The 25,915-nt window shown below is 68.0% G+C and carries 31 protein-coding genes; 19 read left to right on the forward strand and 12 right to left on the reverse strand.

Annotated features, from left to right (window positions below; all coding sequences use genetic code 11):
• Window position 1: 1 nt before the first annotated feature.
• From fabD to ACPCUW_RS02835, 4 genes are all read left to right on the forward strand, one after another.
• Window positions 2–1,333, forward strand: coding sequence for an ACP S-malonyltransferase (gene fabD, locus ACPCUW_RS02820; protein WP_423423580.1), 1,332 nt, complete (start codon window positions 2–4; stop codon window positions 1,331–1,333).
• Window positions 1,334–1,417: 84 nt separating this feature from the next.
• On the forward strand, window positions 1,418–1,726 hold the full coding sequence (locus ACPCUW_RS02825; RefSeq protein ID WP_423423581.1) for a hypothetical protein: 309 nt from the start codon (window positions 1,418–1,420) through the stop codon (window positions 1,724–1,726).
• On the forward strand, window positions 1,723–2,154 hold the full coding sequence (locus tag ACPCUW_RS02830) for a hypothetical protein (RefSeq protein ID WP_063009156.1): 432 nt from the start codon (window positions 1,723–1,725) through the stop codon (window positions 2,152–2,154). Before ACPCUW_RS02825 ends, ACPCUW_RS02830 begins: the two co-directional genes overlap by 4 nt.
• Complete coding sequence (locus tag ACPCUW_RS02835; RefSeq protein ID WP_104391828.1) at window positions 2,144–2,743, forward strand: TetR/AcrR family transcriptional regulator; 600 nt, start codon at window positions 2,144–2,146, stop codon at window positions 2,741–2,743. The genes ACPCUW_RS02830 and ACPCUW_RS02835 overlap by 11 nt, the downstream gene beginning before the upstream one ends.
• A gap of 17 nt (window positions 2,744–2,760) precedes the next feature.
• Here ACPCUW_RS02835 and ACPCUW_RS02840 read toward each other — a convergent pair whose 3' ends face one another.
• A complete protein-coding gene (locus ACPCUW_RS02840; RefSeq protein WP_030515125.1) occupies window positions 2,761–2,979 on the reverse strand; it encodes a hypothetical protein in 219 nt (72 codons plus the stop codon).
• Window positions 2,980–3,068: 89 nt separating this feature from the next.
• Between ACPCUW_RS02840 and ACPCUW_RS02845 the strand changes: the two genes are divergently transcribed.
• The 3 genes from ACPCUW_RS02845 (at window position 3,069) to ACPCUW_RS02855 (ending at window position 6,827) form a co-directional block, all read left to right on the forward strand.
• Entirely contained in the window at window positions 3,069–4,106 is a 1,038-nt protein-coding gene (locus ACPCUW_RS02845) for an AraC family transcriptional regulator ligand-binding domain-containing protein (protein WP_423423582.1), read from the forward strand.
• Window positions 4,107–4,473: 367 nt separating this feature from the next.
• Window positions 4,474–6,246, forward strand: a complete 1,773-nt coding sequence (locus tag ACPCUW_RS02850) for an FUSC family protein (protein WP_423423583.1) — start codon at window positions 4,474–4,476, stop codon at window positions 6,244–6,246.
• Window positions 6,246–6,827 (forward strand): MarR family winged helix-turn-helix transcriptional regulator, encoded by a 582-nt coding sequence (locus tag ACPCUW_RS02855; RefSeq protein ID WP_423423584.1) that lies wholly within the window; start codon window positions 6,246–6,248, stop codon window positions 6,825–6,827. The genes ACPCUW_RS02850 and ACPCUW_RS02855 overlap by 1 nt, the downstream gene beginning before the upstream one ends.
• 91 nt (window positions 6,828–6,918) lie before the next feature.
• Here the strand turns inward: ACPCUW_RS02855 and ACPCUW_RS02860 are convergent, their stop codons facing one another.
• The gene (locus tag ACPCUW_RS02860; protein ID WP_081879462.1) at window positions 6,919–8,022 is read right to left on the reverse strand and encodes a glycosyltransferase family 4 protein; all 1,104 of its coding nucleotides are present in this window, start codon (window positions 8,020–8,022) and stop codon (window positions 6,919–6,921) included.
• A 956-nt stretch (window positions 8,023–8,978) separates the two neighbouring features.
• Here ACPCUW_RS02860 and ACPCUW_RS02865 point away from each other — a divergent pair.
• Genes ACPCUW_RS02865 through ACPCUW_RS02885 form a run of 5 tightly spaced genes read left to right on the forward strand, consistent with a single transcriptional unit; the run spans window position 8,979 to window position 11,509 of the window.
• A complete protein-coding gene (locus ACPCUW_RS02865; protein WP_030515130.1) occupies window positions 8,979–9,359 on the forward strand; it encodes an ATP synthase subunit I in 381 nt (126 codons plus the stop codon).
• Window positions 9,356–10,117, forward strand: coding sequence for a F0F1 ATP synthase subunit A (atpB, locus tag ACPCUW_RS02870; RefSeq protein ID WP_030515131.1), 762 nt, complete (start codon window positions 9,356–9,358; stop codon window positions 10,115–10,117). Before ACPCUW_RS02865 ends, atpB begins: the two co-directional genes overlap by 4 nt.
• Window positions 10,118–10,173: 56 nt before the next feature.
• On the forward strand, window positions 10,174–10,425 hold the full coding sequence (locus ACPCUW_RS02875; RefSeq protein WP_025352811.1) for a F0F1 ATP synthase subunit C: 252 nt from the start codon (window positions 10,174–10,176) through the stop codon (window positions 10,423–10,425).
• An 8-nt stretch (window positions 10,426–10,433) separates the two neighbouring features.
• The gene (locus ACPCUW_RS02880) at window positions 10,434–10,934 is read left to right on the forward strand and encodes a F0F1 ATP synthase subunit B (RefSeq protein WP_036524281.1); all 501 of its coding nucleotides are present in this window, start codon (window positions 10,434–10,436) and stop codon (window positions 10,932–10,934) included.
• Window positions 10,934–11,509 carry an ATP synthase F0F1 subunit delta gene (locus ACPCUW_RS02885; RefSeq protein WP_030515133.1) on the forward strand — a complete coding sequence of 192 codons (576 nt, stop codon included), beginning with the start codon at window positions 10,934–10,936 and terminating at the stop codon, window positions 11,507–11,509. The genes ACPCUW_RS02880 and ACPCUW_RS02885 overlap by 1 nt, the downstream gene beginning before the upstream one ends.
• A gap of 49 nt (window positions 11,510–11,558) precedes the next feature.
• On the opposite strand, the gene ACPCUW_RS02890 is transcribed toward ACPCUW_RS02885, so the two are convergent.
• Together ACPCUW_RS02890 and ACPCUW_RS02895 are read right to left on the reverse strand one after the other, a co-directional pair.
• Window positions 11,559–12,425 carry an NAD-dependent protein deacetylase gene (locus ACPCUW_RS02890; RefSeq protein ID WP_063009164.1) on the reverse strand — a complete coding sequence of 289 codons (867 nt, stop codon included), beginning with the start codon at window positions 12,423–12,425 and terminating at the stop codon, window positions 11,559–11,561.
• A 41-nt stretch (window positions 12,426–12,466) separates the two neighbouring features.
• On the reverse strand, window positions 12,467–13,288 hold the full coding sequence (locus ACPCUW_RS02895) for a hypothetical protein (protein ID WP_423423585.1): 822 nt from the start codon (window positions 13,286–13,288) through the stop codon (window positions 12,467–12,469).
• A 130-nt stretch (window positions 13,289–13,418) separates the two neighbouring features.
• Between ACPCUW_RS02895 and ACPCUW_RS02900 the strand changes: the two genes are divergently transcribed.
• On the forward strand, window positions 13,419–14,813 hold the full coding sequence (locus tag ACPCUW_RS02900; RefSeq protein ID WP_423423586.1) for an ATP-binding protein: 1,395 nt from the start codon (window positions 13,419–13,421) through the stop codon (window positions 14,811–14,813).
• 1 nt (window position 14,814) lies between these two features.
• Here the strand turns inward: ACPCUW_RS02900 and ACPCUW_RS02905 are convergent, their stop codons facing one another.
• The 8 genes from ACPCUW_RS02905 to ACPCUW_RS02940 form a co-directional block, all read right to left on the reverse strand.
• The gene (locus tag ACPCUW_RS02905; RefSeq protein ID WP_063009170.1) at window positions 14,815–15,507 is read right to left on the reverse strand and encodes a response regulator transcription factor; all 693 of its coding nucleotides are present in this window, start codon (window positions 15,505–15,507) and stop codon (window positions 14,815–14,817) included.
• A 41-nt stretch (window positions 15,508–15,548) separates the two neighbouring features.
• Window positions 15,549–16,163 (reverse strand): hypothetical protein, encoded by a 615-nt coding sequence (locus ACPCUW_RS02910; protein ID WP_305780596.1) that lies wholly within the window; start codon window positions 16,161–16,163, stop codon window positions 15,549–15,551.
• A 101-nt stretch (window positions 16,164–16,264) separates the two neighbouring features.
• Window positions 16,265–17,029, reverse strand: coding sequence for an IclR family transcriptional regulator (locus ACPCUW_RS02915; protein ID WP_305780595.1), 765 nt, complete (start codon window positions 17,027–17,029; stop codon window positions 16,265–16,267).
• A 63-nt stretch (window positions 17,030–17,092) separates the two neighbouring features.
• A complete protein-coding gene (locus ACPCUW_RS02920; RefSeq protein WP_423423587.1) occupies window positions 17,093–17,827 on the reverse strand; it encodes a hypothetical protein in 735 nt (244 codons plus the stop codon).
• 15 nt (window positions 17,828–17,842) lie between these two features.
• On the reverse strand, window positions 17,843–18,544 hold the full coding sequence (locus ACPCUW_RS02925; RefSeq protein WP_423423588.1) for a hypothetical protein: 702 nt from the start codon (window positions 18,542–18,544) through the stop codon (window positions 17,843–17,845).
• Window positions 18,545–18,675: 131 nt separating this feature from the next.
• The gene (locus ACPCUW_RS02930; protein WP_305780592.1) at window positions 18,676–19,521 is read right to left on the reverse strand and encodes an alpha/beta fold hydrolase; all 846 of its coding nucleotides are present in this window, start codon (window positions 19,519–19,521) and stop codon (window positions 18,676–18,678) included.
• Between the two features lie 73 nt (window positions 19,522–19,594).
• Window positions 19,595–19,942, reverse strand: coding sequence for a DoxX family protein (locus tag ACPCUW_RS02935; RefSeq protein ID WP_305780591.1), 348 nt, complete (start codon window positions 19,940–19,942; stop codon window positions 19,595–19,597).
• A 58-nt stretch (window positions 19,943–20,000) separates the two neighbouring features.
• Window positions 20,001–20,420, reverse strand: a complete 420-nt coding sequence (locus tag ACPCUW_RS02940) for a hypothetical protein (protein ID WP_305780590.1) — start codon at window positions 20,418–20,420, stop codon at window positions 20,001–20,003.
• A 371-nt stretch (window positions 20,421–20,791) separates the two neighbouring features.
• Here ACPCUW_RS02940 and ACPCUW_RS02945 point away from each other — a divergent pair, with 371 nt between their 5' ends.
• The 6 genes from ACPCUW_RS02945 to ACPCUW_RS02970 all read left to right on the forward strand — a co-directional run bounded on the left by ACPCUW_RS02945 (window position 20,792) and on the right by ACPCUW_RS02970 (window position 25,903).
• Window positions 20,792–21,784 (forward strand): quinone oxidoreductase family protein, encoded by a 993-nt coding sequence (locus tag ACPCUW_RS02945; RefSeq protein WP_423423589.1) that lies wholly within the window; start codon window positions 20,792–20,794, stop codon window positions 21,782–21,784.
• Window positions 21,781–22,674: a TauD/TfdA dioxygenase family protein gene (locus tag ACPCUW_RS02950; protein WP_423423590.1), complete on the forward strand. Its 894-nt coding sequence runs from the start codon at window positions 21,781–21,783 to the stop codon at window positions 22,672–22,674. The genes ACPCUW_RS02945 and ACPCUW_RS02950 overlap by 4 nt, the downstream gene beginning before the upstream one ends.
• A gap of 57 nt (window positions 22,675–22,731) precedes the next feature.
• Entirely contained in the window at window positions 22,732–23,784 is a 1,053-nt protein-coding gene (locus ACPCUW_RS02955) for a 3-keto-5-aminohexanoate cleavage protein (protein WP_305780587.1), read from the forward strand.
• A 90-nt stretch (window positions 23,785–23,874) separates the two neighbouring features.
• Window positions 23,875–24,474, forward strand: a complete 600-nt coding sequence (locus ACPCUW_RS02960) for an RBBP9/YdeN family alpha/beta hydrolase (RefSeq protein WP_305780586.1) — start codon at window positions 23,875–23,877, stop codon at window positions 24,472–24,474.
• On the forward strand, window positions 24,471–25,241 hold the full coding sequence (locus ACPCUW_RS02965; RefSeq protein WP_423423591.1) for a CoA transferase subunit A: 771 nt from the start codon (window positions 24,471–24,473) through the stop codon (window positions 25,239–25,241). The genes ACPCUW_RS02960 and ACPCUW_RS02965 overlap by 4 nt, the downstream gene beginning before the upstream one ends.
• Complete coding sequence (locus tag ACPCUW_RS02970) at window positions 25,238–25,903, forward strand: 3-oxoacid CoA-transferase subunit B (RefSeq protein ID WP_104391842.1); 666 nt, start codon at window positions 25,238–25,240, stop codon at window positions 25,901–25,903. Before ACPCUW_RS02965 ends, ACPCUW_RS02970 begins: the two co-directional genes overlap by 4 nt.
• Window positions 25,904–25,915 lie beyond the last annotated feature (12 nt).

Genomic DNA, 25,915 nt, shown 5'->3' on the forward strand with positions numbered 1-25,915 from the left:
CATGCTCGCATTCGTATTCCCCGGTCAGGGAGCGCAATTCCCCGGCATGGGCAAGGCGCTGGCCGACACCTACCCGGTCGCGCGCGAGGTGTTCGACCGTGCCGACGCGGCGATCGAATTCGGCCTCGGCGAACTCTGCTTCGGCGGCGACCCGGCGGCGCTGGCCCGGACCGAGTACGCCCAGCCCGCCATCCTGGCCACCAGCGTGGCGGCGTACCGGGTTCTGGTGTCCGAGACCGGCATTCATCCGGTGGTCGTGGCCGGTCACAGCCTCGGTGAGATCACCGCCCACGTCTGCGCCGGCGCCCTCGACTTCGAGACCGCGGTGCGCCTGGTGCGCCGCCGGGGTGCCCTGATGCAGGAGGCGGTGCCGCCCGGGGAGGGTTCGATGGTGGCCGTGATGGGTCTGGCCGCCGACGAGGTCGACCGGATCTGCGCTGCCGCAGCGCAATCCGAGGTCGTCGCGGTCGCCAACTACAACGGCGCGAGTCAGATGGTCATCTCCGGGCACACCGGCGCGGTCGTCCGGGCACGGCGACTCGCCGACGAACGCGGCGCGATCACCCGCGCTCTCGAGGTCAGCGCCCCGTTTCACTGCGCGCTGATGGCACCGGCCGCGGCCGCCTTCCGATCGGAGCTGGCGCGCGCCGAATTCACCACGGCACGAATTCCGGTGGTGGACGGCACATCCGGGAGTTGGCGAGCCGAAGCGGATCCGGCCGGCTCGCTGTCCGCGCAGATCTGCGCACCCGTGCGCTGGGACGCCGTGATGGCCGGACTGACGGCCCGCGGCGTCCGGTACGTGATCGAAGCGGGGCCCGGCGCCCGCCTCACCTCCATGGTGCGACGGTCGGAAAAGTCTATCGCCGCAACGCATTTCGGCGCGCCGGAGGATCTGGACGCGGTGCTCGATCTGCTCGCCGACCGGCCGTGGACGCGGCGCGAACCGGGATATTGGCGCCACGGCGAGCGCGGCGATCTGTACGCGCCAGGCACATCCGAGATCGTCTGGGCCGGTACCGACGAATCCGAGCCGATGACCGATGCGGCCTGGACCGTCCGTTCCGACGGCTCCCGTCTCCGGCGCTACGGCCCGATGGCGGTGATCACCGCGGACAACGCGCTCCATACTTTCGATCCGGACGCGTGGACGCCGCGCGAGGACGGAGCCTATCTGCGACGGGACCACCTCGCCGTCGAATATCCGGCCGATGGCGGTGAGACCTTCGACCCCGCGGAATGGATCGTCGACCCGGCCGGAACCCTGCGCCGGCGCGACGGCTCCCGCGTCATCTGGCCCGACGGCGACGAATGGAGTTTCGCGACACCCTGACCGATCTCATACGGTCGTATTGACCGCAGGCCTCATACGTTCGTATGGTAGTTCTCATACGAACGTATGAGAGGGTGGCTGCCGATGTTTCGTCTCGTGGAACTGCTCGGTCTGTGCGCGCCGCTGCTGGGTGCGGCGATCGCGCTGTACTACCGGCGGCGGCTGGGGCGAGCCTTCGGCGCCGCGGTACTCGCCGCGGGGGTGGCGGTGATCGGCTCGGTGATCGGACTGGTCACCAGCCGGGCGATGTGGTTCGGTTCCGGTGGCGCCGAGGGCATTACGCGGCGCATGGAGTTCGGCGCCGGCGTCCGCAACCTCTTGCTGGTGCTGGCCTGGGCGCTGTTGCTGTTCGCCATCCTGCGGCGTCCGGTGCGGCCGGAGCCGGCGCGATGAGCGGCGCGCAGGTGGTGTTCGGCGCCGGCGAGCTGGCGGTGCTGGTGCTGGCGGTGGTCTCATTGGTGGCCGGCGTCGGATTGGCGCGCGGCTATCGCCTCGCCGGGTGGTCGCTGGCCGGAGCAGCGGTGCTGTGGCTGGTTGCCGAGGGTTTGCGTCTGCTGCAATTCGAAGCGCTGCTACCGGCGTTGGCCGGACCGGATCACGAATCGGCCCGCATGCTCGTCGGCCTGCTCGGGGATGCGGTCTACTTCGGCCTGAGCGGCGTCGCGGTGCTGCTGCTGTTCTTCGCCGCCGTCGTGGAGCGGGCCTCCCGTGGCGACGGCCGCCGGGAACCGGTGGCGGTGGCGCGTCGGGTGGGAGCACAGATCCGGCACTACTATCAGGCTCGCGATCAGCGGGAGAGGAGTCGACGCGGTGGGCGTTGAGCGGGCCGGGGCGGCGGCCGGTGCCGCGATGGACCGTCGTGATCAGCTGCTCGATCGGCTGGCCGACGTCATCGCCGAGAACGGGATCGAGGGCGTCAGCATCCGCACGCTGGCCGCTCGCGCCGAGGTGTCGATCGGTACGGTGCAGTACTACTTCTCGACGAAAACCGACCTCCTGCACCGGGTGTGGGAATACGTGCGGGACGAGGCGGCCCGCCGCTTCGACGCCGCGACGGTGGCACAGCTTCCGCCGGCGCAGCGCCTGTCCCGCCTCGTCGACCTGCTCATCGCCCCCGACAGCGAGGATCGCCTCGCCCGGGTGTGGGTCGCACTGGTGGCCCGCGCCGCCCACGACCCGGAGATCGCGGCGCTGCATCGAGCCCAGTGGCAGCACACCGAGGAACTGCTCGCCCGGGCGCTGGCCGCCGTGAATCCGGACCGATCCGACGAATCCGCCGATGCCGCAGCCGAATTGCTGGCGCTGCTCGACGGTCTCACGCTCGCCGTCCTCACCGAACCCGATCGCATGCCGCCGGCCCGGGCGCGCCGGATCGGGCGGGACTGGACCGACCGCTGGGCGGGCCGGTAACCGTCACCCGGGCGGTGTCAGTGCACCCGTGAGGAATCCGGAATCAGTCGGCCCGCCTCGACCAGAACACGCAGTGCGGCACGGCGGCGCGGGCATTCGTCGGTGCGGCAGCCCCGGTGCATCTGCATGATCTGATGGGCCTTCTGCGGGGTGAGGTCGAGCGGTTCCATCCAACAGGTACTGAACATGTCCACGGTGTAGTCGCCCTCCTCGATCCCTGCCTGACCTTCGGCCATCCCGTGCCGATGTCGGTCTGTCGAGGTTATGCCCCCACTTTCGGGGGCCGGAATGTGCCGAACGGACCGAATATTGGTAATTTCGGACTGTGGTTAAGATCGGTACGCCGTCCGATGTGTTACCGCACGGCAGCGTCAGTGTGCGCATGATGGTGAGTGTCGGGCTCGCGCATGGATTGGATGAACCGCTGTTATTGGCGGGCACCGGAATCGAACCCGCGGATCTGGCCGATGAACAGGTGCGAATTTGGCCGGATCAAGAATTCGCTGTCGCCCGCAATCTCATTCGCGCGCTCGGCGATCGTCCCGGGCTCGGCGTGCAGACCGCCGCGCAGGCGTCGCTCGGCAAGGCCGGTCTGGTCGGCCTCGCGGCCCTGGCCAGCGCGACCATGCGTGACGTGCTGAACATCGCGGTCCGCTATCAGGATCTCGTCTCGGTCGCGGCGCGCTATCACCTCGACGATTCCGGTGGCGACGAGGTCGCGCTGGTGGCCGACGGCTCGGGAATACCTGCCGACCTGCGTGGATTCTTCGTCGAACGCGAGGTGGCGCTGATCTTCGTGGCCGGCCGGGCGCTCGACGTGACCATCCCCGCCGTCCGCCTGGAACTGGAGCTGGACGCCGACCGGGCCGCCGCACTGGCCGAATTCGCCTCGATCGACACCATCCTCAGCGACTGCCCGCGTACCGCGCTGGTCCTGCCGCGCTCGTTCCTGGATCTGCGCATGCCACATGCCGATTCGCATACCGCGAATCTGATCGAGCGGCAGTGCCGCGAGGCGCTGCAGGTCCTGCTCGACGGCGGCTGGAAGTTGTCGACACTGGTCCGCGAGCGCCTGCTGCGCGAACCGGGTTCGGTGCCGTCGATGGCCGAAGTGGCCGCCGAGCTGCACATCAACGTCCGTACGCTGCGCCGCCAGCTCGCCTCCGAGGGTGCCAGCTTCCGCGGCCTGCTCAACACCGTGCGCGAGAGCACCGCGGCGGAGTTGCTGCGCGCCGGGGCGACGGTCGAGGATGTCGCCCGCCGGCTCGGATATGCGGAAACGGCTAATTTCACACACGCCTTCACCCGATGGATGGGGATGTCGCCGCGGGCTTACCGGCAGTCGCTGACCCGAAATCGATAGCGAATCGTGTCCTGACGCGTATTCGGATTTCGGGGAATCCGTGATTTAAGGTGCCCGCAACAATGTGTGGCACGGTGTTCCGGATAACTCGCTGCGCGTTTTTTCACGAGCACATTCTGCATTCGCAATATGGCGACCGAATGCCGCCGAATTGCGCCGAGGCCGGATGGTGGGCGCGTGCGGGTCAACGGGGAAACCGAGCCGCTCGGTTGTGTCTCGGCGCCTCGGTTCAGGGTCACCGGCCCTCCGGCCCCGCCGAGCTCGACGGCGAAACGTCGGGTGCCCAGCCGGCTACCCATGTCCGGCCGTGCGGCAGGGTGAGTGCCCTCATATAGTTTCCTAGTAAAATACCTGTTAACCTTCTCGGGTGTCGCATCGTGCCTCGTCCTCCTCGGCTGCCGGTATCCGCACCACGCTGCGGATGCTGTCGCTGCGCGGGGTCTTCCGGATGCGTCCGGTCGCCGACACCTGGTACCAGTCCGCGCTGTGCGCGCTGATCGCGATCGGCGGACCGGAGGTCGTCCTGCTGGCGACCGGGCAGGTGCAGCTGGCCTTCTATACCAGCGCCGGCGGTCTGTGCGCCCTGTACGGGCACGGCCTGCCGTATGCCGCCCGCGGCCGGACCCTGGCCTGGGTGGTGCTCGGGATGTTCGCCGGCACCGCGGTCGCGTTGACCGCGTCGGCGCTGATCGAATCCGCGGCGGTGCGGGTCCTGGTGATCGCGGTGCTCGCCGGGCTGTACAAGCTGGTCTGCGACGCCTCCCGGATGGGACCGCCCGGCAACATCATCTTCACCTTCGTGGTCTCCAGCGCGGCCTTCATCCCGCAGCGTGCCGGACAACTTCCCGGTCACCTCGCTCTGATCCTGCTGGGCGGCGTCCTGGCGTGGTGTGTCTGTATGGCTCCGGCGCTGGTCCGTCCGCACGCGCCGCAACGCCTGGCCGTGGCACGGGCGCTGGAATCGACCGCCCGGCTGCTGCGGGTGCCACTCGGCGATGCGGGAGTACCGCGCGCCCGGCACGACGCCGCGGTCGCCGTGCAGGCCGGATGGACCGCGCTGTCCCGGGTGCCCGCGACGGCTCGCACCACGGCGCAACTCGCCGCGCTGGCCGGTCTGCTCGCCCGGGCCGAAACCCTCGCCGCCACAACCAGGCCCGCCGGTCCCGAATACCTGCTGTACCCCTCCGACGCCGAGAATGACACCGCGGCATCGGGTTTCGCCACGGCACGAGATCGAACCCGACTCGACGCCGACGCCGGCGCCGACACCCTCGACCGGTACGCCCGCGCCCTGCGCAGCGGCCTCGAGGTGCCCCGGATCCATTGCGCCGCAGCCGAAGAGTCCGAGATTCGCGGTATCGGCCTCGGCCGAAACGGTGCCGTCCGCGGGGCGGCGTTGCGGCGCGTGGGCCACGCCTTCCTGCCCGGCGCGCCCGGACTGCCGCTCGCCACCCGCGTCACCCTCGGCGCCGCGGCGGCGGGCTGGATCTCGTTGGCGCTGGGCGTGAATCGTCCGTACTGGGCCGTGATGACCGCCGCGGTCCTGATCGTCGTCAATACCGCGCAGTCGTGGCAGCGTACTGTGCAACGCGTGCTGGGCAATCTCGTGGGTGTCGCGCTGTTCACGGCGGTGGCGCCGTGGGCGCACAGCGCCGTCGCGCTGGTGGTGATGGCGCTGATCTGCCAGGTGATCGTCGAGGCCACCATCTCCCGGAACTATTGGGTCGCTTCGGTGTTCATCACACCGATGGCCCTGGCGATGGTGGAATTCGCCACCCCGCGACCGGCCTCCGAGCTCGGACTCGATCGCTGGCTCGACACCTGTGTGGGTGCGGTGGTCGCGGTCCTGATCTGCTTCGCCATCCCCAATCGCCGGGTCACCGACCGGGTGGCGGCGGCGCTGGGCGACCTCGATGCCGCGATCGGCCGGGCCCGCCGGGCGGTGGACTCCGGCACCGCGGCGCCGGCCGATCGGGCCCGGCTCGCCGCCGCCCTGATCGAGGTTCGCACGTGCGCCGATACCGCGGCGGGGGAATGGTGGAGTGCTCCGCTCCCCGATGAACGCATCGTCGCCGCGGAACGCACCGGACATCAGCTCCTGGATCGCTTGCCGGTCAGAACCTTCGCGGCGGTGTCGTGATGACCGCCCGGAGCCCGGCCGGTTCTCCCTCCCCGGGCCTCGAAGACGCCAAAGAAAACGCGGCCGAGAACGCGGTAGCCGACGATGCCGTCGCCGAGGTGATGCGGCAGTGGGCGCGGGCCGCACCGGAACTCGATCTGCGTCCGATCGCGGTGATCGGCCGCATCACCCGCTGTGCGGCCCTGCTGCAACAGGTCGCCGACGCCCCGCTCGGCGACGAAGAACTGGCTCGACCGGAATTCGACATTCTGCTGGCGCTGCGACGGGTCGGCGGTGAACTCACGCCGGGCCGGCTGGCGCGCGAAACGTTCGCCTCGCCCGCGGCCGTGACCAAGCGGCTGCGGGGGCTGGAAGAGCGCGGGCTGGTCGGCCGTCGGGCCGACACCAGGGACCGGCGGGTCTCCCATATCGCGTTGACCGCGGACGGCCGCGCGCTGATCGATCGGCTGATGCCGCGACAGCTGGCCTACGAGGCCGGATTGCTGTCCGGACTACCCGACGACGACCAGCGCGAACTCGCTCGCATTCTGGCCGATGTGCTGGTGCGGTGGGAGGGACGGTTCGGCGGGCTGCCCCGCTGACTCTCGAGACGACTCGCTCCGCTTCTCCCGAGGACGCCCGCATCCGGTCGTACGACGAAGCGGACCGGATGCGGGTGGATTCGCCTGCGCGTCAGCCGTTTCCGACGGCCGAGAGCGGGCGGATCAGGGGAACGCCGTCGGATGCGACGGGTACCGGGACGCCGGCGAGTTTGTCGATCGCCGCGTAGTAGGCGGCCTCGTATCCGGCGCCCAACTGGTCGACGGAGAACTTCTCCACCACCCGGCGCCGGCAGGCGGCCGGGTCGATCTCGTCGGCCGCGGCGATGGCCGCCGGCAGTTCGGCGGGATCGTCGCAGATGATGCCCGTGACCCCGTGGTCGACGACCTCTTCGACCGCGCCGCCGCGCAGAGCCACCACGGGGGTGCCGCAGGCCATCGCCTCGATCATCACGATGCCGAACGGCTCCTCCCATCGAATCGGGAACAACAGGCAGCGCGCCGAGGCGAGCAGCAGCCGCTTCGCGATCTGGTCGGCCTCACCGAAGACGAAATCGGTGTCGCGCAGCAGCGGCCGCACCGCGTTCTCGAAGTAGGCCTTCTCCGGGGGTTCGTTCATCTTCGCCGCCAGCACCAGCGGCATCCCCGCCTCGTGGGCGGCGTGCAGGGCCAGATCGGGACCCTTGTAGGGGGCGTAGCGCCCCAGAAACAGGCCGAAGTCCTGTTTGCGGGTCTGGAACGGCCATTCCGCGGGGCGGACCGTGTTGTAGACGCGGCCGACCCAGTTGAGATTCTCCGCCAGGGAGCGTTGCCGATCGCTGATCGCGACGAACTGCGCGGTATCGGTCAGCGAGCTGTAGTACTCCTGCGCTTCCCCGTCGACCGGACCGTGCACGGTGACGACGGTCGGAATGCCGAGAGCGGAATACATCGGAGCGTTCAGCGGCCCCGCGAAGGTGTGGTCGTGAACGACGTCGATCCGTTCGGTCTGCGCCAATTCGGTGATGATGCGCCGAACCTTGAGCGCGTTGAGCACCTCCGGGAACGGATCGCCGAGGCGTTCGGCGAGGATGTCGTCCCATACCCGGATGAACCGTGCAGTAGTCCCGGAGCGGCCGGCGCCCAAAAGGGTCACCCGGTGCCCGCGTGCTACCAGTGCGTCCGCCAGTTGAGCCACCACGGCTTCGACGCCGCCGTAACCGGCAGGCGGCACTTCGAAGTACGGCGGTGCGACCATCACGATGTGTAAGGACGCGCCGGGTTCGTGGAGCCGGTAGATCAAGGATTCCGAGTCCGCCAGTGAAGCGTCCTCCAACGTGGTGCCGCGCAGGGCGCCGGCCGCGGAAGCGCCGGACAGCGATGCGCCGGACAACGATGCGCTGGACAAAGAGGCCGAGTACTCCGATTCCGGATAGTGCAGGGAGTCGTCGCACTCGACGGGACTGGAGCCGGACGGGCCCGCGGAATCCGAGCCTGACGGGTTACTGCTCATGGTACTGCCTCCTCAACGTGTGAAGCTGCGACCAAGCATGGCGAGAGACCAGAAACCACCAGGCGTCTCTCGGGAACTTCGGTTTCCCTCATCGGGCGGGCCGGAGCGACCCGGTGGGTGATGTACCCAGCAGCAGACACGGTAACCCTTCGGCAGTAAAATGTCCGGGAATGCCTGGTAGAACGCGAAATTTGTGCAAGTGAGCCGGGGTACGCGGGCGGGATTACCGAGCGGTAGGACATCGCGGCGGACCCTGTCGCCGGTCCTGCCGGGGGTGTCCGGGGCGTCACGGCCGCGCCGGCGCCTCCGCGTTCGGGCGCCGAGGCGCACATATATATATAAGGCATCGATAGATCGCCGAATTGAAATCCCGGCAATTCGGGCATTCAAGACAAATTGCGATTACGACGCGCCGACGGATTTACTGTTTCACGGCAGAGTATTGACCGTTGATTTACCATTGCCGCGCCGCTGCGCGTGGCGTCCGAATGTTCCGGAATACGCCCTCATTTGCAGGTCGTACGGCGTAGAAAGTGATAGCCGGTCGATGGCTGGGGCAATTGTCCCGGAGTGTCCGGTGCAAAATTCAAGATCAAGTATATGAAGATCAAAAATGTTGCTACGCAAGAAGGTTGGTCTGTGTAAGCTGACCTCGATCACGACCTACTACGAGGTGGGATGGCGGCGATGGTGGTGTCGCAGTGAGTATCGACAAACTCCGGCTGCGCCGTGCGAGCTACATGGTAGCCGCATTCGGTGTGCTGGCTTTGGTGGTGACCGGTCCACTGGATCGGTTGATGCTGGGTGTTTTCATCTGTATCGGGCTGGGTTTGGGTTGGCTGAACGCGCAACTGACATTGCGGTCGGTCACCGGCATCACCCGCTCGGAATCGCCGAATAAGCAGGCGCTGGCCTTGTCGACGGCCGCGCGGCTGATCATCGTCACCGTACTGGCGATCATCGTGGCGTTCCTGACGCGCCCGAACGGTGTGGGCATCTTCTTCGGACTCGCGTTGTTCCAGGTGATCCTCGTCTTGCATACCGTTGTGCCCGAGTGGAGAGGGCTCCGTCAGCAGTCATGAGCAGCACTATCGCGACGATGATCCTGGCCGATGAAGAGCCGAAGATCGAAGTAGGTCACCACGCCACCACCGAGCTCTGGGGATTGACGTTCAACGTCGACACCATCCTCTCGACGGCGGTCGCCGCGGTGATAGTCATCGCCCTGGCGCTCTTCCTTCGCATGAAGATCACCTCGGGCGTACCGAACGGCGTGCAGTTGTTCTTCGAGACCATCACCGTGCAGATGCGCGGGCAGGTGGAGTCCGCGATCGGAATGCGTATCGCGCCGTTCGTATTGCCGCTGGCGGTGACGCTTTTCACCTTCATCCTGCTGTCGAACTGGATATCGGTGCTGCCGATGCAGTACGGCCGCGGCGAATTCATCTTCCCGCCGGCCTCCGATGTCAATTTCGTCTATGCCCTGGCATTGTTCGTCTTCGTCTTCTACCACGCGGCGGGTGTCCGGCGCCGCGGTCCGGTGACGCATGTGAAACAGTTGCTGAAGGGCCACACGGGGTGGGGACCGATGGTGTTGATCAACATCATCGAAGAGATCGCCAAGCCGTTGTCGCTGTCGCTGCGATTGTTCGGAAACATGTTCGCCGGCGGCGTCATGGTCGCGGTGATCGCGCTGTTCCCGTACTGGATCGCGTGGGGCCCCAACGCCATCTGGAAGCTGTTCGACTTGTTCGTCGGCGCCATTCAGGCGTTCATCTTCTCGCTTTTGACCGTCCTCTACTTCAGCCAGTCCATGACGCTGGAGCACGAAAACCACTGAACGGCAGTCCCGGTCGGCCTCACCGATCGGTCAACGTTGGAGAACAGGAAGAGAAAATGGCAGCAGATCCAGCAATCGTCCAGGGTGCCCTCATCGGCGGCGGCCTCATCATGGCCGGTGGCGCCATCGGCGCGGGTATCGGTGACGGTCTGGCCGGTTCGGCACTGATCAACGGCGTTACCCGGCAGCCCGAGGCCGAGGGCCGGTTGCGCGGTAACTTCTTCCTGACCGTCGGTCTGGTCGAGGCCGCGTACTTCATCAACCTCGCGTTCATGGCGCTGTTCGTATTCGCAACTCCCGGTAAGTAATCGGCGAGATGTCCGCGCGAACCGATGTGGTGGCCGAGGGGAACTTCCTCATCCCCAACGGCACCTTCTTCGTCGAGCTGATCATTTTCCTGATCGTGCTCGGAGTCATCTGGTTCTTCGTCGTTCCGCCGATCCGCAAGGTGCTGACCGAACGCGAGGAGCGGGTGGAGGCGACCGCCGCCAACGCCAAAGAGGCGAAACAGGTCTTCGCCGACGCCCAGGCGAAATATGAGACGGCGCTGGAACAAGCCCGTACCGAGGCGGCCGACATCCGCAACGAGGCACGGGCCCAGGGCCGGGCGATCATGGACGACCTGCGGACGCAGGCTCAGCAGGAGGTCGACGGCATCGTCGCCGAATCCGCTGCCCATCTGCGCGCCGAGGCCGACCGCGTCAAGTCCGAGCTGCGACTCGAGGTCGAGCCGCTGGCCCAATCGCTCGCCGACCAGGTGGTCGGTGACAGTCGCCACGCCGGCACCGCCGGTCGTAGGAGGGGCAGGGATTCGTAATGATTGACACCAGCGGCGGTGTGCTTGCCGCAGGCGGATACGAGATCACCTTCGACTGGCCGGTCTTCTTCAGTCAGCTGTTCGGCTTCGCCGTCATCGTCTTCATCATCTGGAAATGGGTTGTCCCGCCGGTGAAGAGGTTGATGGCGAAGAGTCAGGACGCGATCGCCAAGCAGCTCACCGAAAGCGATCACGCCGCGCAACAGCTGGAAGAGGCCAAGCGCTCGTACGCGAACGCCATCACCGAAGCGCACACCGAACTCGAGCAGATTCGCGCCGACGCGCGCGCCGACGCCGAGTACATCGTGGCGCAGATGCGAGAAGCGGCCGCGGCGGAAGTCGAACGGGTGCGACGGCAGGGTCGCGATCAGGTCGCCCAGCTGCGTCGCCAGATGGTGCGCGATCTGGAAACGGATCTGGCGGCCGCGATGCTGGCGATCACCGAGGAAAAGGTGCGCGACCAGGTGGCGACACCGGAGGCGAAGTCGGACAGTATCGAACGGTTCCTCGAGGACCTGGAGATCCTGGCCAACTCGTCGTCGGTCAAGCGGCAGGCCCAACCGGGCTGGAACTGAACATCGTAGGCGAGTAGCCGGTGGGCCACGGCCCACCGGCTACTCGTTTCTATACCGAGACGGTGGCGGGCGGAGTCAGCGCGTCGGCGAGCGCCGCGAGGGTGGGCGAGCAGCCGGAATCGATACGGACGGTGGCCAATTCGTCCCCTCGCGTGGCGCCGCGGTTCACGATCACGACGGGTTTACCGGATTTCGCGGCCCGGCGGACGAAGCGCAGCCCGGACATGACCGTCAGCGAAGAACCCGCGACGACCATCGCGTCGGCCGCGTCGACCATCGAAAATGCCTCGGCCACCCGATCTTTCGGGACGTTCTCGCCGAAGTAGACGATATCGGGCTTCAACATGCCACCGCAGTCGGTGCAGTCGACCATGCGGAAGCTGTCGGTCTCGCCGACCACGGCGTCCGCGTCCGGCGCCACCTCGATACCCGTGGCGGTCGCCAGTTCGGCGAAGCCGGGGTTGGCCGCTTCCAGCCGATCGGCGAGTGTCATGCGCGAGATCAGTCCGTGGCACGACAGGCAGCGCACACGCGCGTAGGTACCGTGCAGATCGATGACGGCGCGGTGCCCCGCCTTGGTGTGCAGCAGGTCCACATTCTGCGTGATCAGTCCGCTGACCACCCCCGCATGTTCGAGCCGGGACAGCGCGCGATGGCCGAGATTCGGCCGCGCGGCGTCCATCCGCCGCCAGCCGACGTGATTGCGTGCCCAGTAGCGCTGCCGGAATACCGGATCACCGACGAACTGCTGATAGGTCATCGGATTGCGTGGCGGCGAATCCGGCCCGCGATAGTCGGGGATACCGCTGTCGGTCGACATGCCGGCCCCGGTCAGGACCACGATCCGCCGGCCCGTCAGCACCTCCACCGCACGATCGAGGCCGGTGTCGGTCGGCAGGGTCGCGAGCTGGGGCATGAATCCAGGTTACGAGCCCGTGGGCGATGTTCTCCCAGGGCTTACTCGATGGCGCGGATCAGATCGTCGACGGAGTTCTCCGGTGTGGTCCTGGCCGCCTTCGCGTGGCTGTAGGCGATGCCGGCGACCAGGATGGCCAGCAGGACCGCCGAGGTGCCGTAGGTTCCGAATCCCAGTCCGCCGCTGCTGTGCGATTTCGAGAGCAGATCGCCCGCGGTGGCGCCGAGCGGCCGGGTGAGGATGAAGGCCATCCAGAACAGGACGACACCCGAGATCGGCGTGCAGTAGTGCGCCAGCAGGATGACCACCATGATCGTGCCGATCAGCGCCGCGCCGCCGCCGTAGCCGAGGCCCGAGCTGTCGGACAGGTAGTCGCCGAGCGAGGTGCCGAGGGTGTTCGACAGCAGGATCGCCGCCCAGTACAGCATCTCGCCGCGCAGCGTCCGGATATTCGAGACGTCGTAGGTCTGCCCGCTGAACCGCCAGATCACGAAGACGATCGCCAGGCCGCTGATCAGCAACGCCGCGCCCGCGCCGTAGCCGAGCCCGCCGTCGGTCGAGGTATCCGAACCCGGCCCGCGGTTGATCAGATCGGACATGGTGGTGCCGGCCGTACTGGTCGCGGCGATCACCGTCCAGTACAGGGCGGGATGGAAGCGGCGGGCCCGCAACTGGGCGATGAGGCTCACCACGAAGATGGCGAGGAACAGCAGCGAAGCGGCCGCGTAGCCCAGCTTCAGGGTCTGCGCCAGCAGATCGCCTCCGGTCTCTCCCAGGGTGGTCGCGGCGATCTTCAGAACCCAGAACAACGCCGTGACCTGGGGAAGTTTATATACGGTCCGGGCCGGTGCCGGGTTGGTCACGTGGTAGTCCTTTCCGGGCCGCGAGCCGGCGACCGTCTCGACACAGGGACGGCGGCATTCTGCCCGCCCGTCGCTGAGACCACGCTGAGATCGTGACGGTCTCGCCGCGGTCGTGGTCGATGATGGGTGGGTGAATCGGTTCCGGCGCTGGATACATCCGTCGCGGTGGGGTGTGCGGATCCGGTCTGCCCTCGTTTCGGCTCTGGCGGTCGGTGTCGTGCTGCTCGTCGCCGCGGGTGCGATGGTCTGGTTGCTGCACCGTTCGCTGATCGACGAACTCGACGCCGCCGCGCAGGCCCGTGCCGGCGAGATCGCGGAGACGCTCGAACACGACCCGGCTCGGGTGCGCGAACTTCCGCGCGCCGAGGACGGGCGCGTCGCGGCGGCCCAGGTCGTCGCGCCGGATGGGACCGTGATCTGGGGTTTCGACGATCCGCACGGAGTACTGGCCACCGCCCCCGCAGGTGCGAGACGGGCCGTCGGACTGTCCGCCTCGCCCGGATACGACGAGGACTTGCGGGTCGCGAGCCGTGTCGCCGAAACGTCCTCGGGCCGCTACCAGGTGTTCGTCGCGGTCGACACCGAATCGGTCGAGCGGGCGGTCGGCCGGGTCGGGGCCTTGCTGGCGGTGGGAGCGCCGATCGTGGTGCTGGCCGCCGCCGTGGCAACGTACCTGCTGGTCGGCCGCTCGTTACGGTCGGTGGAGGCGATCCGCGAGCGCGTGGCCCGGATCGGTGCCACCCAGCTCTCGGACCGGGTGCCGGTGCCGACGCCGCGCGACGAGATCGCCCGGCTGGCCGAGACGATGAACGATATGCTCGCGCGCGTCGAGGCCGGACACCGGGCCCAGCGCCGTTTCGTCGGCGACGCCTCCCACGAATTGCGCAGTCCGCTCGCCACGGTCACGGCCGCACTGGAATTGGCGCGCCACCGGCCCGAAACGGTGGACGCGGAGCTGATCGACGGCACGCTGCTGCCGGAAGCCGAGCGCATGCGCCGGCTGATCGACGATCTGCTGACCCTCGCCGCCGCCGACGAACGCGGACTCGAATTGCGTACGGGCGATGTCGATCTCGACGACATCGCCCAGGCGGCGGCCGTCGCCGCTCGGCTGCGCGCGGGGATAACGGTCGATACGGATATCCGCCCGACCCGTATCGTCGGGGATCCGGAGCGATTGGCGCGGGCGCTGCGCAATATCGTCGACAACGCGGTCGCCCATGCCCGTTCACGGATCCGGATCGCGGTCACCGACGATATCGCGCCGGGAGCGTCGGGGGGCGCCCGCCTCGTCGTGGACGACGACGGGCCGGGCATTCCCGCGGCCGACCGCACGCGGGTCTTCGATCGTTTCGTGCGACTCGAGGCCGACCGGTCCCGGACGACCGGGGGTTCGGGCCTCGGGCTGGCGATCGTCGCGGAAATCGTGGCGGCCCACGGGGGAGTGGTGCGTGTGGACGAGTCACCTTGGGGTGGAGCACGATTCGTTGTCGAGCTGCCGGTGACGGGACCGCCGGACCGGTGACTCATTCCGGTGCGGCGGTGACTTCCGAGTCGATCAGCCGATAGCCGACACCGCGCAGCGTTTCGATGCTGTTGCTGCCGAACGGCGTATCGATCTTCTTGCGCAGATAACCGATATAGACCTCGACGACGTTCTCCGGCCCGTCGTAGTGCGCATCCCAGACGTTGCGCAAGATCTCGGTTTTGGTGCGGGCACTGCCCTTGTGCCGCAACAAGTATTCGAGCAGTCCGAATTCCCTTGGTGTCAAAGACAATTCGGAATCAGCGCGGGTGACCGAGCGCCGCCGCGGGTCCAATCTCAGATCACCCGCGGCCAGGATTTCGGGCTGCTGTGGGGCGCGACGGCGCAGCAGGGCGCGCAGGCGGGCGGTGAGGACGACGAAGGAGAACGGTTTGGTCAGGTAGTCGTCGGCGCCCAGGTCCAGCGCGTCGACCTGGTCGTAGTCGCCGTCCTTCGCGGTGAGCATCAGCACCGGGGTGGTGATGTCGCGTTCGCGCAGCCGGCGCAACACCTCGTAGCCGCTCAGTTCGGGCAGCATGATGTCGAGCACGATGACGTCGAAGTCGTCCTCGCTCGCCCACCACAGGCCGTCGGTGCCGGTGTGAGCGTGCTGGACGACGAAACCCTCCAGCTCCAGGCCGCGCCGCAGAGTGGCGGCGAGCCGGGGCTCGTCCTCGACCACCAGCACACGCATCCCTCCAGCATGCCGGATCCGTGTGGTGGGCCGCGCGGGCCCTACAACCAGATGCCCGATTCGACGACCCATACGCCGCCGTTGTTCTTGCGGGCGGGCTGGGACAGTTGCAGGGAGACACGCTGTCCGTCCGGCCCGGTCGCGACGGCCAGGTAGGGGCCGCCGTGGGTGATCGCCGGCTGCGACCAGCCGAAGCGTCCGGAGACGAAGGCACGTGCGACGGCGTCCTCGTCCAGCCGCCACGGCTGGTGACCGGCGTCGACCGACTGCTGCAACTGCGCGGCCGCATCGCCGCTGATGGCTTCGCCGGGGAAGGCGGTGCCGGCCGGCGGATGGTCGCCTGCGGTCGGGCCGGACGGCGAGACGACGGGAAGCTCGGACGTTGGGGCAGAGGGGAATTCGGCGCGGCCGGACGAAGGCCGCTCGACACTGCCGGAGTCGTCGTGGGTTTCGACGGTGGTGTTCACGGCGGCTGTCTGCGTCGTCGAGGGGTATTCGGCGGTATTCGGTCCTTCCGAGGCCGGCGAATCGGTCGAGCAGGCGCCGAGGGGTACGGCGACCGCGACACCGACCGCGACGGCGATGACGCGGGGGATGTCCGTGGCTCGGATCTGCCGATGGCCGGATCTGTGCGGGAGTCGGGTGTGGGAGCGCATGGCGTTCTCCTGATGCGATCGGTGCCGTCATCGTGTGATCCGCGCCCGGTCGGTGTGTGTTATCGGCGGTGAGGCGTGTCGGCGCAATCGAGACCACTCCGTCATCGCGACGGGCGTGGGCGATGGTGCTCGCTCACCTGTCGCGACCGCGGTGTCAGCGCGCCGCGGATCTCGGCGGCCGCCGCCCGCACCCGCGGTGCGATGCGCCGCAGCGCCGCCGGACGATCACAGACGACACCCACGGCCGCCGACGCGTCGACGGCCACGGCCACCGCGGCCAGCCCGGATCCGAATTCGTCGTCGTCGTAATCGGTTGCGTGGCAGACGATTCGGTGCAGCCTGCGGTGCAGTTCGGGGAGATCGACGCCGGGCTCGATATCGGTCACCCGCGCCTCGACGTCCTCCGGCGGCAGGTGGGCCAGCGCGACCCGGCCGAGGGTGCTGCGATGCGCCGCCACCCGGGTCCCGACCCGGGTGGGCACCGCCGTCGCCGCCCGGCCGCCGAGTTTGTCGAGGTAGAGCACCTCGCCGCCGTCGAGGGCGCCGAGATGGACGACGGCCGCGGTGGCCAGCAGCAATTCGTGCAGAATCGGCGCCGCGCAGGCACGTAACCGGGACAGCCGCGCGGTGTCGGCGTTCCACGTGCGGACGCGCCGGCCCAGCGCATAACCGTCCGCACTGTGGGTGAGCCACTCCAGCTGGATGAGCTGCCGCACGATCCGATGCACGGTGGCGCGCGGCAGCCGGGTCCGGACGGCGATCTGGCCGAGCGTCAGGTGGCGATCCGGTGCCTGGAACAGATCCATCACCAAGGTGGCGCGCTCGAGCATCGTCAGAGGCAGCTGCGCTGCGGCTACCTCGGACATGTACCGATGGTAGAAGTCACTCGCGCCGCGCGAGGGCCACGTTATCCATTCGGTACGCCGAGCTCACCCGCCGGATCCGGACGCCGATCCGGCGCCGAGGCCGTTCGCGGACCCGCTGGGCAGTTGCAGTTGAGCGTCCGGTGCGCCGGTGCCGTTCGGGTCGAGCATTCCGCCCTGGCCGGCGTAGGGGCTTCGGCCCGGCGGCGCCTGCAGCACCGTGAGGTAGTTCCACAGTCCCGCCGCGAGCGCACCTCCGCCGACCAGGACCGTCCCGAAGACACCGCCCGCACCCGCGAACGCCAGGACGGCCGCCGGAATCGTTGCCAGGCAGCCGGGGCCGACCACCAGGCAGGTACTCGCTCCGACCGCGGCGCCGATGAGGGCGCCCAGCACGGTGCCGACGACCGTCCCGATCACGGGGCCGCGCGACATGACGGTCGCGAAATCGTCGAGCGCCAACTGATTCTCCATCGCGGAAGCCGCAGGGCGTCTCGCGATATCCGGTGTCATCGTGAGCGTGCGCCCGCCGTCGCCGACGCGGGTAGCGATGCGGTGGGCGGTGCCGTCCAAGGTGAAGCTCGCCGGCAGCGTCGTGACGGGAGTGCCGCCCACGGTGACGCGGACGGAACCGTCGTCACCTGCGCTGAACGCACCGGCGGCGAAGCCGCTGAGAACGACGGCGCCAGAGGTGGTTTCGATGCTCGGAGCCGGTGGCTCGGCGGTCGCGGTGGCGACGGTGACGGATGCGGCCAAGGCCGCGGTGGCCGCGGTGAGCGCGGCAATCGTACGGCTGGACATCTGCGCCTCCCACGCTCAGCGACCGGTATCCGGCACACCCGGCCGGCGACGCAGATCGGGGGCGTATTCGCTGGTTCCCGGAGGAGCCAGCAGCGTGGTGACGTAGCGGTAGAGCCCCGCCGCGGTGGCGGGACCGCCGCCCAGTACCAGTCCCGCGACGCCGCCCGCGGCTCCCGCGAGGCTGACGATCGGCAGCACGGCGACCACACAGCCGACGCTCAACACCGCACACGAGGCACCCGCCAGGGCGATCCCGAGCCCGATGCCGAGGACCGCGCCCACCGCCGTGCCGATCAGCGCGCCGACCGAGGTGCCGATACTGACCGCGTTGACCAGGTCGTTCATCGCGAGTTGATTCTCCAGCGGCGAGGCGACCGGGGTCGGGGCGTCGCGGCGCAGGCCCGCGGTCTCCGGTGTCAGCGTGAGAGTCGTCGCATCCCCGCCGATCCGCGCGTGGATCGGCATGCGCTGGTCGCCGATCGCATAGGCGAGCGGCAGGGCATCGAGCACGCGGCCCGCATCGTCCCGGACAGTGACCGCGGTGCCGTCGGGATCGACGGCGAAGCGGCCGTTGGTCAATTCGACTGTCACCGAGCCGGTATCGGTCGATGCGGCACGGTAGGCGACCACCGCCGGGGCCGGATCGGCCGCCGCGGTCCCCGCCGCGGCCAGTGTCGCGGCGCAGATCGCCACTGTCGTCGAGATCCGAATCTTCATGGGGCGCCCCCTCGTCTCGATCCACCGGGCGCTCGTGACGCCCGGCCCCGGTCCGGGTGCGGTGTCGCGCACGACGTGCGGGGAGCCGGACCGTAGCGCGGCGGATTCGGAAGCGTCCGAAGGCGTCTCGCTCAGCGAGACAGTTTCTCCGTCGTGGCCGGAAGCCCGGCCAGGAAGGTGGTGATCGCCGAGGTGACCGTTTCCGGATCCTCGACCATCGGCAGATGTCCGCAGTCGCTGAGCACGAGACGCTCACGGGGGCGCAATGTTTCGTCGAGCCGGGCGCCGGCGGCGGCCGAGAGGATCCGATTGCGCCGGCCCCAGACGGTGCAGATCGGCGGGAACTCGGGGCCCGGAGTGAAGTCGTCGAGTGCGGCGAAAGCGGGAAAGTCCTGTACCAGCCGGTCGAGCGCGAGCAGGCGGCCGCGATCGGCCCAATGTGACTGCAGGCGTGGGTCGTTCTGCAACTTCCGGTCGCGTCCGCGCGGTCCCAGCTGAGTGGCGACGATCCATGCGACGAGGGGTTTCGGCAGCGCGAACCGCCGGGCCAACGGCGCGAGCGGCACGAACCGGTCGAACCACATCAGCGGCGCCTGATCTCCGTGCCGCACGGTATTCCAGGTGAGCGGATTGATCAGCACCAATCCGCGCACCCGCGCCGGATCACCGATCGCGAAACTCAGCGACGTCGCACTGCCCAGGCAATTCCCGACCAGTATCACCCGGTTCAGCCGGTACTCGTCGAGAAAGGCCCGCACCATGGCCACATAATCGGCGAGCCGATACCCGTGCGGTTGCTCCGATTCTCCGTAGCCGGGCAGGTCCAAGGCGAACACCTCGTATTCGCCCCGCAACGCGGCCATCTGCTCGTCCCAGATCCGCCGCTGGGCGCCCGCATTGTGGAGGAAGACGACCGGATCGCCGTGGCCGGCGCGGTCGTACACCACGCGCCGCCCCTGATACTCGAATTCCGCCACGACGACTCCTCACTTCTACGAACATCGATGTTCGTGAGTGGGTACGGTACCGCACCCGCGCCGAAAATGCGGGTCAGCGGGCCAATTGCAGGGCCAGGGTCGCGGCGGCCGGGATCAGATACAGCGCCGGGAAGATCGTGGTTCCGGAGGAATGGGCTCGTACCGTGGTTGCCATCGCGCCGAGGAAATACAGAATCAATCCCACGGCCGCGGCCACCCCGATCACCGGGACGAAGAAGCCCACGACGAGTCCCAGCGCCCCGGCGGATTTGGCCAGGGCGAGCCAGTTCCACCAGCTTCGCGGCACGCCGTATTGATTCAGCGGTTCCACGACGAATTCGCTCTTGTTGAACAGTGAGTAGCCGGAGAAGCCGATCCACAGTGCGGCCGCTGCGCCGACGATGTAATACGCGATGTCCATGCCGGTGTGACGATGCGGCGGGCCGCGGTGTGACATGCCGCCGGGAGCGATGGTGCGATCAGCGTCGCTGCAAGGTGAATCCCGCGAGCGAATACGGGGCGTCGATCGAGGTCGCGGCGGCATTCACGGTGCCTTCCCAATAACCCTGCGGTGCGTCGACGGCGCGCAGGTCCAAACCCGTCGGCATCCCCTCGAACGTCACGTAGGTCTCATCGGGGCCGGCGGCGTTCTGGCGGCCGGTCTTCGAGGAATTCCCGCACACCAGCGTCACGGTCGCACCGTCGACGAAGACCTGCAGGTCGCAGTTGTGCACGGGTGAGCCGATCATATTGTCGGGGTGCTGGGTGATGTGGTACGTCCCGGCCGGAAGGATCCCGTTGCGGGGAACTCCGGGGTCGTCGGCAAAGGCGGCGGCCGGCACCGCGGAAAGGGTGGCGGCGGCGAGTGCGGCTCCGGCCGCGGCGCGTCGAACATTCATGGTCCGGCTCCCATCGGTCGATCCATCGAAATCAGCCGGATGCCGGAGTCGTCTCGGGCAACCGGGTCGCTCTGATGGGAGGATTCCCCGCTCCCGCAAACGAAACCAGCGGCGCGGACATCGGCGCGGTGGCGTCGCCTGCGTCTGGCTATTACCGTGTGGACCGACTACTGATGTCCCGAGATGTTAAGTTCCAAGTCCCGGTGTGGTAAGTATTTGCGCCTGTCTGCGCCTACCGTTGAACGCATCACCCGGTGCCGGACTCGGCGGCGAGCGAACCGCCCGACCGGACGCACCGAGACAGTGCGGACCGTGGATCGCGAGCCCTCGCGGCGTCGATGCTCCGGTCCTGTCGGAAGAGGAGATGTCCTGTGCCACAAGCCTTTCGTTACTACGAGACCGGAGCGCCCGAGGTGCTGCGGTGGGAGCGCGTGGAAGTCGGCGATCCGGGGCCGAACGAGGTGCGGATTAGCCACCGTGCCGTGGGCCTGAACTTCGCCGACACCTATTTCCGAACCGGGCTGTACCCGGCGCCGCTGCCCGCGGGCATGGGCGTGGAGGGCGCGGGTGTGATCGAGTCGGTGGGCCCGGGGGTCACCGACTTCGCTCCGGGCGACCGGGTGACCTATACGGGCAGTCCGCTGGGGGCCTACAGCACGGAGCGGGTGATGCCGGCCGAACATCTGATCGCACTTCCGGACGGCATCGGCTTCGACACCGCGGCGGCGATGACCATGCGCGGCCTCACGGCGGCGTATCTGCTGCGCCGCATCCACCCGCTGCGTCCGGGCGATGCGGTGTTGCTGCACGCCGCCGCGGGCGGGGTCGGCCTGATCTTCACCCAATGGGCAAAGCTGTTGGGTATCACCGTGATCGGCACCGTCTCCTCCGACAGGAAGGCCGAGATCGCGCGGGACCACGGGTGCGATCACGTGATCGTGTACACCCGCGAGGATGTCGCCGAGCGCGTGCGTGAACTCACCGGCGGCGCCGGGGTCCGGGTCGTCTACGACAGCATCGGCAAGACGACCTTCGACTCCTCGCTGAATTCGCTGGCGCGACGCGGGCTGCTGGTGTGTTTCGGCACGGCCTCGGGTCCGGTGCCGCCGATCGACGCCATGAGCCTGGCCGTCAAGGGGTCGTTGTTCGTGACCCGGCCGGCCCTGGCCGATTACATCGCCGACCCGGCCGAGCGCGCCGAACTGGCCGGCGAGCTGTTCGCCCACGTCGCGGCGGGACGCATCCGCATCGACATCAATCAGCGCTACGAACTCGCGGACGCGGTGGCCGCGCACCGCGATCTGGAACAGGGCACGAGCATCGGCTCGTCGGTCTTCACCGTGGGCCGGGAAGGACAGTCATGACAAGCATTGCCCCCGTGCATCTTTCGGCGCGCTCCGCGCCGTTCGGAGTGCGTCCGCTCACCTGCACCATCGGCGCGGAATTGTTCGATCTGGACCTGGCCGAGGTGGCGCGCGACGACGCTCTGTTCGCCGCCCTGAAGCAATTGCTGCTCGAGTACAAGGTGCTGTTCTTCCGCGATCAGAACATCAGTCGCGCCGAACATGTCGCGCTCGCAGAGCGTTTCGGGCCACTGGAGGACCACCCCGTCCTGGGCAGCGACCCCGAACATCCCGGCCTGGTTCGCATCTACAAGGACCTCGACAGCGCGCCGGAACACTACGAGAACGCCTTCCACTGCGACGCGACCTGGCGGGAGGCTCCGCCCATGGGATGTGTGCTGCGCTGCGTCGAAACGCCGGCCGTCGGCGGCGACACCATCTGGGTGAATATGGCCGAGGCGTATCGCCGCCTGCCCGAATCGGTGCGCTCGCGGATCGCGGGCTTGCGCGCCCGTCATTCCATCGAGGCGAGCTTCGGCGCGATGCGTCCGGACGACGAACGCCTGCGGCTGCACGAACAGTTCCCGGATGCGGAACACCCGGTCGTGCGCACACACCCGGAAACCGGCGAGAAGGTGTTGTTCGTCAACGCGTTCACCACACATTTCGTCAATTACCACACGCCGGAGAATGTGCGGTTCGGCATCGACTACGCCCCCGGCGCATCGGAACTGCTGAACTACCTCGTCCGGCAGGCGAGCGTTCCCGAATATCAGGTCCGCTGGCGGTGGACCGAGAACAGCTTCGCCATCTGGGACAACCGCTGCACCCAGCATTACGCCGTGCAGGACTACTTCCCCGACGTTCGCAAGATGGAGCGCGCCGGAATCATCGGCGACAAGCCCTTCTGAAGTCACTGAACCACAGTCTATTTCGATACAGCAGCCTATTTCGATCGGAGTACAGCCATGCATTTCCACGACGACGCCTTGTTCCCGGAGAACCAGGAGAAGCTGGTCATCACCAGCGCGCCGTACGGGCCGGAATGGGAGCCCGACGATTTCCGCGAGGATCTGCCGCTGACCATGGAGGAACATATCCAGCAAGCCGTCGACTGCTACGAGGCCGGCGCCACCGTGCTGCACATCCACGTGCGTGAACTCGACGGCAAGGGTTCCAAGCGCCTGTCGAAGTTCAACGAGCTGCTGGCCGGGCTGCGCGAGGCCGTCCCCGAGATGATCCTGCAGGTGGGCGGATCGATTTCGTTCGCGCCGGAAGGTGAAGGCGCCGAGGCGAAGTGGCTGTCCGACGACACCCGCCACATGCTGGCCGAACTCGATCCGAAGCCGGATCAGGTGACGATCGCGATCAACACCAGCCAGATGAACATCATGGAGTTGATGACCGCCGACGATATCGCCGGCACCTCGATGCAGCGGCCGGAACTGGCCGAGGCCTACCGGGAGATGACCGTCCCGGCCGGACCGGCGTGGGTGGCCGAACATCTGCGTCGCCTGCAGGGCGCGGGGATCCAGCCGCATTTCCAGCTGTCGAGCATTCCGCAGCTCGAGACGGTCGAGCGGCTGATCCGTCGCGGCGTGTACACGGGTCCGCTGAATCTGACATGGGTCGGCATCGGGGGCGGCTTCGACGGACCGAATCCCTACAACATCATGAATTTCATTCAGCGCGTCCCCGACGGGGCTTGCCTGACCCTCGAGACGCTGATGCGCTCGGTGCTGCCGGTCAATGCGATGGCGCTCGCCATGGGACTGCACACGCGCTGCGGTAACGAGGACACCATCTGGGGGCGCAAGGGGGAGAAGTTCACCTCGGTGCAGCAGATCCAGCAGCTTGTCCGCATCGCCGGTGAACTGGGCCGCGAGGTCGCCACCGCCAAGGATGCGCGTGAGATCTACAAGATCGGCACCACCTACGCCGATGCCGACGAAACCCTCGCCCGGCTCGGCTACGCCCCCAACCGCAGGCCCGGCCAGGTCGGCTTCACCCACCACGCCTGAGTGGGCGTACTCCGTCGGGCGGTCCACCGGCTCCGCTCGCCGGGCCTCCGTGCTCGGCCACACCGACTTGCAGAAAGGAGTTGCAGCACAGTGCACACTGCCCTCGACCCGACCGTGGTGATCGTGCCCGGCCTGCGTGATCACGTTCCCGATCACTGGCAGACGAAACTCGCCGCGACGCTGGAGCGGGTACGTATCGTGCCACCGCTCGAGCAGGACGGAATCGGCCTCGCGGCGCGGGTACAAGCCCTGGATCGGGTGCTGTCGGACGTGGCCGGGCCGGTGGTACTGGTGGCCCACAGTGCAGGCGTGATGATCACCGTGCACTGGGCACAACAACCGACCCGCGATGTTCACAGTGCGCTGCTGGCCACTCCGGCCGATATCGAAAAGCCCTTTCCTCCCGGCTATCCGACGACCGAGCAACTGGACGCCGACGGCTGGTTGCCGATTCCGCGGCGCCGGCTGCCGTTTCCGAGCATCGTCGCGGCGAGCACCACCGATCCGCTGGCATCCTTCCGGCGGGTGGCCGGTATGGCGGAGGCATGGGGCAGCCGGCTGGTCGACCTGGGCGATGTCGGACATCTCAATCCGGCGTCGGGTTTCGGAACCTGGGACCGCGCCGGGGAACTGCTGCGGGCGGCCGTCGATCTGGCCCGCCCGTCCGCGGTCGGGCGGGAGGCGCGATGACCGAGGTGATCATGTCGGCGGCGGCAGCGGTCGCCGACATCTCCTCCGGATCGTCACTGGCGGTGGGCGGGTTCGGGCTGTGCGGCATCCCGGAGACGTTGATCGAGGCGGTCGCCGCCGCCGGAGCCGACGAGCTCGCCGTCGTGTCCAACAATTGCGGCACGACGGCGTACGGCTTGGGAATTCTGCTGGCGGACAAGCGAGTACGCCGCGTCACCGCCTCCTATGTCGGTGAGAACGCGGAATTCGCCCGGCAGTATCTGTCGGGCGAACTCGAAGTCGAGCTCACTCCGCAGGGCACTCTCGCCGAACGGCTGCGCGCCGGCGGAGCGGGTATCCCCGCCTTCTACACACCGGCCGGCGTCGGCACGCTGATCGCCGACGGCGGAATGCCGTGGCGCTTCGGGCCGAACGGCAGCGTGGCGGTCGCGTCGCCGCCGAAGCCGGTGGCCACCTTCGCGGGGCCTGCCGGGCCGAAACCCTATGTGCTGGAGGAGGCGATCACCACCGACTTCGCCCTGGTGCACGCGCTCATCGGCGACACCGCCGGCAATCTGGTCTTCGACAAATCGGCGCGCAACTTCAATCCGCTGGTCGCGGCGGCGGGCCGGATTTGTATCGCCGAGGTCGAAACAATCGTTCCCGCAGGCGATCTCGACCCGGACGGGATTCACCTGCCCGGCATCTTCGTCGATCGCATCGTGCCCACCGGCCCGGCCCGGGGGCACATCGAGAAGCGGACCGTACGGAGCGAGGAGAGGAAATGAGCGGCGTCATCGCCCGTTCCGGATGGGATCGCTCCGCGATGGCGGCGCGGGCCGCGCGAGAATTGCGTCCGGGTGAATACGTCAATCTCGGCATCGGCCTGCCCACGCTGATTCCCGACCACCTGCCCGCCGATATCCGGGTCACCCTGCATTCGGAGAACGGCATCCTCGGCACCGGGCCCTATCCGGTCGAGGCCGAGGTCGACGCGAATCTGATCAATGCCGGCAAGGAGACCGTCACGGTGCTTCCCGGCGCCTCTTTTTTCGATTCCGCGACCAGTTTCGGGATGATCCGGGGTGGTCACATCGATACCGCGATTCTCGGCGGCATGCAGGTTTCGGCCACCGGTGACCTCGCCAATTGGATGGTGCCGGGCCACATGGTCAAGGGCATGGGCGGGGCGATGGATCTGGTGCACGGCGCCGGCCGGGTGATCGTGCTGATGGAGCACACCGACAAATCCGGCGCCCCGAAACTGGTGGACCGCTGCACATTACCGCTGACCGGCGTGGGCGTGGTCCATCGCGTCATCACCGATCTGGCGGTCCTCGACGTCACCGCTTCCGGTCTGGTGTTGCGCGAATGCGCACCGGGCGTGACCGAGGACGACGTCGTCGCCGCGACCGGCGCGCCCGTACTCACCGACATCGGCGGACACTGACCGTTCTCGATC

This window comes from Nocardia sp. AB354 (assembly GCF_049538315.1).
Lineage (GTDB): Bacteria > Actinomycetota > Actinomycetes > Mycobacteriales > Mycobacteriaceae > Nocardia > Nocardia nova.

Bases quoted from the DNA above. Each gene is read 5' to 3' on its own strand.
- ACPCUW_RS02855 (WP_423423584.1), top strand. From the start codon at position 6,246: ATGACCGCCCGGAGCCCGGCCGGTTCTCCCTCCCCGGGCCTCGAAGAC.
- ACPCUW_RS02875 (WP_025352811.1), top strand. From the start codon at position 10,174: ATGGCAGCAGATCCAGCAATCGTCCAGGGTGCCCTCATCGGCGGCGGC.
- ACPCUW_RS02905 (WP_063009170.1), bottom strand. From the start codon at position 15,507: ATGCGTGTGCTGGTGGTCGAGGACGAGCCCCGGCTCGCCGCCACTCTG.
- fabD (WP_423423580.1), top strand. From the start codon at position 2: ATGCTCGCATTCGTATTCCCCGGTCAGGGAGCGCAATTCCCCGGCATG.
- ACPCUW_RS02825 (WP_423423581.1), top strand. From the start codon at position 1,418: ATGTTTCGTCTCGTGGAACTGCTCGGTCTGTGCGCGCCGCTGCTGGGT.
- ACPCUW_RS02910 (WP_305780596.1), bottom strand. From the start codon at position 16,163: ATGCGCTCCCACACCCGACTCCCGCACAGATCCGGCCATCGGCAGATC.
- ACPCUW_RS02925 (WP_423423588.1), bottom strand. From the start codon at position 18,544: ATGAAGATTCGGATCTCGACGACAGTGGCGATCTGCGCCGCGACACTG.
- ACPCUW_RS02965 (WP_423423591.1), top strand. From the start codon at position 24,471: ATGACCGAGGTGATCATGTCGGCGGCGGCAGCGGTCGCCGACATCTCC.
- ACPCUW_RS02890 (WP_063009164.1), bottom strand. From the start codon at position 12,425: ATGCCCCAGCTCGCGACCCTGCCGACCGACACCGGCCTCGATCGTGCG.
- ACPCUW_RS02830 (WP_063009156.1), top strand. From the start codon at position 1,723: ATGAGCGGCGCGCAGGTGGTGTTCGGCGCCGGCGAGCTGGCGGTGCTG.
- ACPCUW_RS02955 (WP_305780587.1), top strand. From the start codon at position 22,732: ATGCATTTCCACGACGACGCCTTGTTCCCGGAGAACCAGGAGAAGCTG.
- ACPCUW_RS02970 (WP_104391842.1), top strand. From the start codon at position 25,238: ATGAGCGGCGTCATCGCCCGTTCCGGATGGGATCGCTCCGCGATGGCG.
- ACPCUW_RS02940 (WP_305780590.1), bottom strand. From the start codon at position 20,420: ATGAATGTTCGACGCGCCGCGGCCGGAGCCGCACTCGCCGCCGCCACC.
- atpB (WP_030515131.1), top strand. From the start codon at position 9,356: ATGAGCAGCACTATCGCGACGATGATCCTGGCCGATGAAGAGCCGAAG.
- ACPCUW_RS02885 (WP_030515133.1), top strand. From the start codon at position 10,934: ATGATTGACACCAGCGGCGGTGTGCTTGCCGCAGGCGGATACGAGATC.
- ACPCUW_RS02860 (WP_081879462.1), bottom strand. From the start codon at position 8,022: ATGGTCGCACCGCCGTACTTCGAAGTGCCGCCTGCCGGTTACGGCGGC.
- ACPCUW_RS02840 (WP_030515125.1), bottom strand. From the start codon at position 2,979: ATGGCCGAAGGTCAGGCAGGGATCGAGGAGGGCGACTACACCGTGGAC.
- ACPCUW_RS02915 (WP_305780595.1), bottom strand. From the start codon at position 17,029: ATGTCCGAGGTAGCCGCAGCGCAGCTGCCTCTGACGATGCTCGAGCGC.
- ACPCUW_RS02920 (WP_423423587.1), bottom strand. From the start codon at position 17,827: ATGTCCAGCCGTACGATTGCCGCGCTCACCGCGGCCACCGCGGCCTTG.
- ACPCUW_RS02935 (WP_305780591.1), bottom strand. From the start codon at position 19,942: ATGGACATCGCGTATTACATCGTCGGCGCAGCGGCCGCACTGTGGATC.
- ACPCUW_RS02880 (WP_036524281.1), top strand. From the start codon at position 10,434: ATGTCCGCGCGAACCGATGTGGTGGCCGAGGGGAACTTCCTCATCCCC.
- ACPCUW_RS02950 (WP_423423590.1), top strand. From the start codon at position 21,781: ATGACAAGCATTGCCCCCGTGCATCTTTCGGCGCGCTCCGCGCCGTTC.